Annotated in this window: 7 protein-coding genes and 2 pseudogenes; 7 read left to right on the top strand and 2 right to left on the bottom strand. The window is 59.7% G+C overall.

Annotation, left to right across the window (positions count from 1 at the left end):
• Nucleotides 1–629, top strand: a pseudogene (locus tag I55_RS15515) (IS630 family transposase); the annotation flags it as partial.
• Between the two features lie 44 nt (nt 630–673).
• Nucleotides 674–946, top strand: a complete 273-nt coding sequence (locus tag I55_RS15520; RefSeq protein ID WP_049974171.1) for a nucleotidyltransferase family protein — start codon at nt 674–676, stop codon at nt 944–946.
• 56 nt (nt 947–1,002) lie between these two features.
• On the opposite strand, the gene I55_RS34510 is transcribed toward I55_RS15520, so the two are convergent.
• Complete coding sequence (locus I55_RS34510; protein WP_083901145.1) at nt 1,003–1,941, bottom strand: retron St85 family RNA-directed DNA polymerase; 939 nt, start codon at nt 1,939–1,941, stop codon at nt 1,003–1,005.
• Nucleotides 1,931–2,845 (bottom strand): retron St85 family effector protein, encoded by a 915-nt coding sequence (locus tag I55_RS36030; protein ID WP_148293766.1) that lies wholly within the window; start codon nt 2,843–2,845, stop codon nt 1,931–1,933. The genes I55_RS34510 and I55_RS36030 overlap by 11 nt, the downstream gene beginning before the upstream one ends.
• 401 nt (nt 2,846–3,246) lie before the next feature.
• Between I55_RS36030 and I55_RS15525 the strand changes: the two genes are divergently transcribed.
• The 5 genes and pseudogenes from I55_RS15525 to I55_RS15540 all read left to right on the top strand — a co-directional run bounded on the left by I55_RS15525 (nt 3,247) and on the right by I55_RS15540 (nt 7,213).
• Nucleotides 3,247–3,780, top strand: coding sequence for a dihydrofolate reductase (locus tag I55_RS15525; protein WP_044561496.1), 534 nt, complete (start codon nt 3,247–3,249; stop codon nt 3,778–3,780).
• A complete protein-coding gene (locus tag I55_RS15530) occupies nt 3,777–4,421 on the top strand; it encodes an elongation factor P hydroxylase (RefSeq protein ID WP_044561497.1) in 645 nt (214 codons plus the stop codon). Before I55_RS15525 ends, I55_RS15530 begins: the two co-directional genes overlap by 4 nt.
• A 137-nt stretch (nt 4,422–4,558) precedes the next feature.
• Nucleotides 4,559–5,977, top strand: coding sequence for a pyridoxal-phosphate dependent enzyme (locus tag I55_RS15535; protein WP_044561498.1), 1,419 nt, complete (start codon nt 4,559–4,561; stop codon nt 5,975–5,977).
• A 44-nt stretch (nt 5,978–6,021) separates the two neighbouring features.
• Nucleotides 6,022–6,195 (top strand): annotated as a pseudogene (locus I55_RS39310) (PLP-dependent transferase); the annotation flags it as partial.
• 103 nt (nt 6,196–6,298) lie between these two features.
• On the top strand, nt 6,299–7,213 hold the full coding sequence (locus tag I55_RS15540; RefSeq protein ID WP_307718710.1) for a PLP-dependent aspartate aminotransferase family protein: 915 nt from the start codon (nt 6,299–6,301) through the stop codon (nt 7,211–7,213).
• Nucleotides 7,214–7,295 lie beyond the last annotated feature (82 nt).

Here is a 7,295-nt window from a genome sequence, read left to right on the forward strand (position 1 = left end):
CATGCTGAGAAACTGAGTTATAAAAAAAGACTTTGGTCGCCACGGAAAGAAGCCGGCCGGACATCGCCCGCCACCGGGAGCGATGGCTGAGACTGCGACCGGGGATCGACCCGTCTCGATTGGTGTTCATCGACGAGACGTGGACCAAGACTAACATGGCGCCGTTGCGAGGCTGGGCCCCGCGTGGGCAACGGTTACCTGGTCCGGCCCCCTTCGGCCATTGGAATACCATGACCTTCATCGCCGCCCTGCGCCAAGATCGCGTGGATGCGCCGTGGCTGATCAAGGGGCCGATCAACGGCGAGCGCTTCAGGATCTATACCGAGCAGGTCCTTGTCCGGACATTGAAGCCCAACGACATCGTCATCATGGACAATCTCGGCTCACATAAAGGCAAGGCCGTCCGGGACGCCATACGGGCGGCCGGGGCCAGGGTGATCTTCCTTCCAAAATACTCACCCGACCTGAACCCCATCGAGCAGTTCTTCGCCAAACTCAAGCATCATCTGCGTCAAGCTCAAGAGCGATCTGCCGATGGCCTCTGTGCCGCCATCGGCAAAACTCTCCAAACCGTCACTCCCGCAGAGTGTTCAAACTACCTCGCCCATGCAGGGTATGTGCGAACCTAAAATCATCACGCTCTAAGGCGTCCGTCGCCTATACTATCCGCCAAATGAACCGCGCCCATGCCATAGACTTGCTGAGGCAGTACGAGCCGGAATTTCGCCGCGCCGGCATCGGCGCGCTGTTCCTGTTCGGCTTCGTCGCGCGGGATGAGGCGCCCGACACATCCGATGTGGATGTCTTCTTTGACCTGGACCGCCCCCAGGGCTTCACCCTGTTCAGCCTGGCAGCGGAGCAGGAGTGCCTGGAGGATATCCTAGGCGCTAGGGTGGATGTCATGACCCCGCGAGGGGATTCATTCTCGGCGGCGAGAACAGATTGAGGCGGATGCCGTGCGGGCGTTTTAGTGACGCGAAATATTAGAAGTTATAGATCGGATTATTTCCCTAATAAATCGCCTTCCCCCAGAAATTCTAGGGTGTGTATTGTTGAGTATCCATATTTATTTAATAGTCTGTCGTAGAAACTCGGTTCAACATCTCTGGTAAATGCTATTTTTCCTCGTAATCTTCCTATTTCTTCCGACGTAAGTTCTCCCTTTGAGAATTTGTAAACTTCAGATTTTATTTCTTCTTTCTTTGCTCGCCCGATCGAGATTTTTCTTTCCGGTGTTATGATGAGGCCAGTTATAGATCTCTTGTATCTCCGAGAAAGAAAAGCAGTCTTGTTGTGATTGATACTCAAATTGGCATAAGGAAAGCTGGGGCATGTTTCTTTCAGAAATTCGAGCGCATTTCCCAGCTTCCCGGGCAGGACGCTAGATATAAAGATATCATCAGCATATCTTGTGTATATGAAGCCGTTCGACGTACACCATAATGCTACTGTTCCATCAAAATCAAACATCATCGCGTTGGTCAATATTGGGGATGAAGGCGCGCCAATGGTTAGTGCGTTGTTTCGACAGACTATCTTTCTGAAGAAAGATATATCGTTATCGTTTAGGTTGATCTTGTTTTCTTCAGACCACCACCGTAAAAATTTCTCAATATGGTGTCCATGAAAAGAAGGAAAGAAATTCTGAAAATCCACATGGAGTGTGAAGTTCGATCCGGCGTGGCGGATAGCATTCTCTTTGATGCTTGCGCCTCGATGATACGCAGTTGCGCTGCTATGAACTGGAAGTTTTCTAATAATATTGCTATTTAGCCATCGTTGTATCGCTTTAATTTCTCTGCTCGGGTGTTCAATGGTTCGTACTCCAAATGGCTTTTTGGGAATCGTGTAAACCTTGTATCGATTAGACGCAGTTGCGGCATATCGGTCTAATTGTCTTTCAGAAAGACCTGAGTGATCTTTAAGCTTCTCAAGCAGCACGGCGCGAGTCCTCCAAGATGCTTAGAAACTCTGAAGGCGATGAGCTATAAATACTGCTTAATTCGAGAAATATGGCTTTCTCGTGCGAAAGAAAGCCTTCAACCGTATTCGTAAGAGGCTCTCTCAGAGTGTTTACATAGTAATGGCCGTAATCTCCCCGTTGCATTAAATATCCGGATCCGATGAGGATTGATGTTAGCTTTATTACATCATTCCTAGAAAAGTGTGTGCTAAATATAGAAGACATCATGAACATAATGTCGCTTATGGTTGCTATGCCAAGAAGGTGAAAGCATTTGTATATAAGACAGAACTTCTCGTAGTTCGCCATTGCTTTAAACGTAGTAAAGGATAGTTGCTTTCTATATTTGCTAAATTCAAATTTTTTTATCTTTTTAACAATGTCAGAAAACTGTGGCTGACTATAATCTATTTGCATTGCCGCATGAAATTTCGAGGCTGAGCTAATTTTTCGGGCAGGGCCCATGGAAATAAAGCTATCGCTTCCTTGAAATTTAGAATCCATAACCAGAATAGTTTTTAATGAAATCGCTTTTATGGCAGCAAAATATCCTACTTCGGCGTATGATCCGGGCGCTTCTGGGAATAATACTACTGCGTGAGAAAGATCGCCGACGAGCCTTTCGAAGTCCGCAATATCAAATTGCTCATCAACGGAACTTGAGAAATAGTTCTTCATTGCAAATTCTGGGAAGAACACATTAAATTCAGGATGGTGCGATTTGCAATATTCAGCAAATTGCATTCTCATGTCAGTGGTCTTATTCCCGCCACAGACAAAAATAATATTTCCTTCGCGGCGGACATTGTAACCGGCGCGAATCAGATGGACCACCCGCTGACGAAGCTGCTTGTTGTTAGAACTAAGTAACGGGTGGTCCAACCTTGTCCTCTTACCCTAAGCGGCCGACTTCGGAATCCGCGGTCGGCGCCGAGCGAAAGCCGGTGCCGACCGCGGATTCCGAAGTCGGCGCCCAATCTTCGCAATTACATTCAGCCTGGTTTACACCCGGCATAGAGTGAGGCCCCCTTTTACACTAAGGGAGTGCACCCAACTAAGAGGTGGCAAATTTTGCGTATATCGACGGCGGTATGCAAGCCATATTTGCATATGCCTCTTATCTCTCCTTAAGGGTACCGCACCTCTAGTGCTCCTGGCTGAGCTGGGCTTTTTCGCAGGTGACCCAACGCACCCCCGCCCTTTGATCTTCCGCATTCTCACCACCCCTCGTTTGCCGTAAAACCGCAGGCCTTGAGCGTTCATCAGCCAGGCCCCTTGATCCCATGCCCGATTCCGCGTCCATCCCCTTGGCCCTCATCGCCGCCGTGTCGACCAACAACGTCATTGGCGTGGAGAACCGCCTGCCGTGGCGGTTGAAGGGCGACCTGAAGTATTTCAAGGAGATGACCCTGGGCAAGCCGGTGGTCATGGGCCGGCGGACGTGGGAGAGCATCGGGGCCAAGCCGCTGCCGGGCCGCACCAACATCGTCGTGACGCACAAGAAGGACTACCGCGCCCACGGCGGCGTGGTGTGCCACAGCCTGGACGCCGCCATCGAGCAGGCCCGCCTGGTGGCCGCCGCCGATGGCGCGGCGGAGGTCATGGTCATCGGCGGGGAGCTGCTGTTCGCCACCGCGCTGAAGACCGCGCACCGCCTATACCTGACAGAGGTTCATGCCAGCCCGGAGGGCGACGCCTTCTTCCCCACCTTCGACCGGGCGGAATGGCGCGAGGTGTCGCGGCGCGACGTGCCGGCCCTGGAGGTGGAGACTGACCCGGCTCCGGCGCACAGCTTCGTGGTGCTGGAGCGGGCATGATCCTCACCCCCATCGAGCTGGGCGACCTGCCGCCCATCCTGGCCGACCTGCGCCGCCGCCTGGTGCCCGGCACGCCAGCAGCCCTGGTGTTCGAGCGCATCGCCGCCACCCTGGACCTGGTGCCGCTGGGCGTGGACACGCCCCAGCACCGGGCCGACGGCATCGCCCTGGCCCACCGCTTCGGCATAGCGACCATCGATGAGCTGCCGATGCAGGCCTACAGCTGGGACGGGCACGCCATCCGTACCCAAAGCGAATCCTATGTGCTGATCCATGAGATCGGCCATTGGCTGGTGGCGCCGCCGGAGCGCCGGGGGCTGGTCGATTTCGGCCTGGGCGCCGGGCCGGAGACGGGCCGCGTCGATGAGGCCAACGCCGTCCTCTGCGTCGACCAGGAAACCCAGATCGAGGAGGAGGCCCTGTCCTCCCTCATGGGTATCCTGTGGGAGGTGGAACTGGGCCAGCCCGCCATCGCGGCCTTCCTGGAGCAGAACTGGCTGGAGGGGTGGGACCGCGCCGCCTGCATCGACAATCTGGCCGACAACCTGGCCATTCTGCGCCGGCGTGGTTTGATTGATGCGAATTACCGCCCGATCGCGCCAGAACATTTCGAAGTAAAGGCGCCGGTCGCAAGCTTGTAATATTGTGCGTTGCGGCAAAAGCAATAGCGCTTTCCGCCCGGCGCACCGTCCGGATGGCTCTATACTGACGGGGGATTGTAAGTCCCCGGCCCATCGGTCACTGTTTTGCTTAACGAACAGACCGAGAGGGTTGCCCCATGTCGATCGCGCACGCGTCGTCCGCCCCTGTCCCATCCCCCGATACCACCGCCACCGATGGCCCCGCCATCCTGTCGCTCATCGGCAACACGCCGCTGGTCCGTGTCACCAAGATCGACACCGGCCCGTGTGAGCTGTACCTGAAGCTGGAGAACCAGAATCCCGGTGGTTCCATCAAGGACCGCATCGGCCTGGCCATGGTGGAGGGCGCGGAGAAGTCCGGCCGCCTGAAGCCCGGCGGCACGGTGGTGGAGGCCACGGCCGGCAACACCGGCTTAGGTCTGGCCCTGGTCTGCGCCGCCAAGGGCTATCGCCTGGTGCTGGTCATCCCCGACAAGATGGCGGCGGAGAAGATCAACCACCTGCGGGCCCTGGGCGCCGACATCCACGTGACGCGCAGCGACGTGGGCAAGGGCCATCCCGATTATTACCAAGACATCGCGGAGCGGCTGGCGGCCGAGATTCCGGGCGCGGTCTACATGAACCAGTTCGCCAACCCCGACAACCCGGCGGCGCATGAGCGCTGGACGGGGCCGGAGCTGCTGCGCCAGATGGACGGCCGCCTGGACGCCGTGGTGGTGGGCGTGGGCTCCGGCGGCACGCTGACCGGCCTGGGCCGCTATTTCCGCGAGGCCAGCCCGCGCACCCGCATGGTGCTGGCCGATCCCCAGGGCTCCATCCTGCGCGACCTGGTGAAGACCGGCCGCCATGACGAGCCCGGCAGCTGGGTGGTGGAGGGCATCGGCGAGGACTTCGTGCCGCCCAACTGCGACCTGCAGTATGTCGAGGACGCCTACACCATCCCCGACGGTGAAAGCCTGAACGCGGCGCGGGAGCTGCTGCGCAAAGAGGGCATCCTGGGCGGTTCCTCCAGCGGCACGCTGTTCGCCGCCGCCCTGCGCTATTGCCGGGCGCAGACGATGCCGAAGCGCGTGGTCACCCTGGTCTGCGACACCGGCAACAAGTACCTGTCCAAGATGTTCAACGACGGCTGGATGGCTGACCAGGGCTTCCTGCCCAGCGAGCGCGCTGGCGACCTGCGCGACCTCATGACCCGCCGGGTGGACAAGGGCCAGGTGGTGACGGTGGCCCCCGACGACACCCTGCTGACCGCCTACAAGCGCATGCGCATCTCCGACGTGTCGCAATTGCCGGTGATGCAGGGCGGGCGGGTGGTGGGCCTGCTGGACGAGTCCGACCTGCTGCTGCATGTGGAACCCGATCCCACGCGTTTCCGCGGGCCCGTCAGCGGCGCCATGACGGCGCGGCTGGAAACCGTGCCGGTCACGGCCCCCATCAGCGTGCTGGACGGCATCTTCAGCCGCAACATGGTTGCCCTGGTCACGGAGGGCGACGCCTTCTTGGGCTTGCTGACCCGCGTCGACCTGCTGAACCACCTGCGCCGGCAGCTGGGCTGACGCCCGCCGCTTTCCGCGCCGCTTCATCTTCCCAAGGAACACTCATGGCCGACCGCAGCCACAACCGTCCGCTCTCCAATCAACGGGCGTTCGCCACCCGCACCGTGCACGCGGGGCAGGAACCGGACCCCAGCACGGGCGCCATCACCGTGCCCATCTACGCCACCTCCACCTATGTGCAGGAAAGCCCGGGCGTCCATAGGGGCTATGAGTACAGCCGCAGCCAGAACCCGACCCGCATGGCCTACGAGCGGTGCGTGCGAACCTGGAGGGGGGCGTGCGGGGCTACGCCTTCGCCTCCGGCCTGCGGCGGAGGCGACCGTGCTGGAACTGCTGGACGCCGGCAGCCACGTCATCGCCATGGACGACCTGTACGGCGGCAGCTACCGCCTGTTCGAACGGGTGCGCAAGCGCACCATGGGCCTGTCGGCCAGCTTCGTCGACATGACCGACCCGGCCAGGCTGGAAGCGGCGCTGACGCCGAAGACCCGCCTGCTGTGGGTGGAGACGCCGACCAACCCGCTGCTGAAGCTGGTGGACCTGGAGGTGGTGGCCGCCTTCGCCCGGCGGCACGGCCTGATCTCCGTCTGCGACAACACCTTCGCCACCCCGTATGCCCAGCGACCGCTGGAGCTGGGTTTCGACGTCGTCGTGCATTCCGCCACCAAGTACCTGAATGGCCATTGCGACATGGTGGGCGGCGTGGCCGTGGCCCGGGAAGAGGGGGAGGTGGCGGACCGCCTGGGCTTCCTGCAGAACGCCGTGGGGGCGGTGGCCGGCCCTTTCGACAGCTTCCTGGCCCTGCGCGGCCTGAAGACCCTGGCCCTGCGGATGGAACGGCACAGCGCCAACGCCGCCGCCATCGCCGAATGGCTGGAGCGGCACCCCGCCGTGGCGGGGGTGCGTTATCCCGGCCTGGCCAGCCACCCGCAGCACGCCCTGGCTAAGCACCAGATGCGGGGCGGCGGCGGCATGGTTTCCGTCAGCCTGAAGGGCGGGCTGCCGGCCGCCAAGCGCCTGCTGGAACGGACGGAGCTGTTCTCCCTGGCCGAAAGCCTGGGCGGGGTGGAAAGCCTGATCGAGCACCCGGCCATCATGACCCACGCCAGCATCCCGGCCGAGCTGCGGGCGGCGGCCGGCATCGACGATGGGCTGGTGCGCCTGTCCGTGGGCATCGAGGACGTGGACGACCTGATCGCCGACCTGGAGGCCGGCCTCAGCACCACCCTGACCTAATCTTGTGGCCTAGCCTGGGGGCTAGGCCTGTCAGTTGTAACAGCCTAACCTTTTGCCACATGGCCTTTGCCGCGAAAACGCG

The sequence above is a fragment of the Azospirillum sp. B4 genome (assembly GCF_000333275.1).
GTDB lineage: Bacteria > Pseudomonadota > Alphaproteobacteria > Azospirillales > Azospirillaceae > Nitrospirillum.

Coding starts and splice junctions, on each gene's coding strand:
- I55_RS15520 (WP_049974171.1), top strand. CDS start 674: ATGAACCGCGCCCATGCCATAGACTTGCTGAGGCAGTACGAGCCGGAA.
- I55_RS15525 (WP_044561496.1), top strand. CDS start 3,247: ATGCCCGATTCCGCGTCCATCCCCTTGGCCCTCATCGCCGCCGTGTCG.
- I55_RS15530 (WP_044561497.1), top strand. CDS start 3,777: ATGATCCTCACCCCCATCGAGCTGGGCGACCTGCCGCCCATCCTGGCC.
- I55_RS15535 (WP_044561498.1), top strand. CDS start 4,559: ATGTCGATCGCGCACGCGTCGTCCGCCCCTGTCCCATCCCCCGATACC.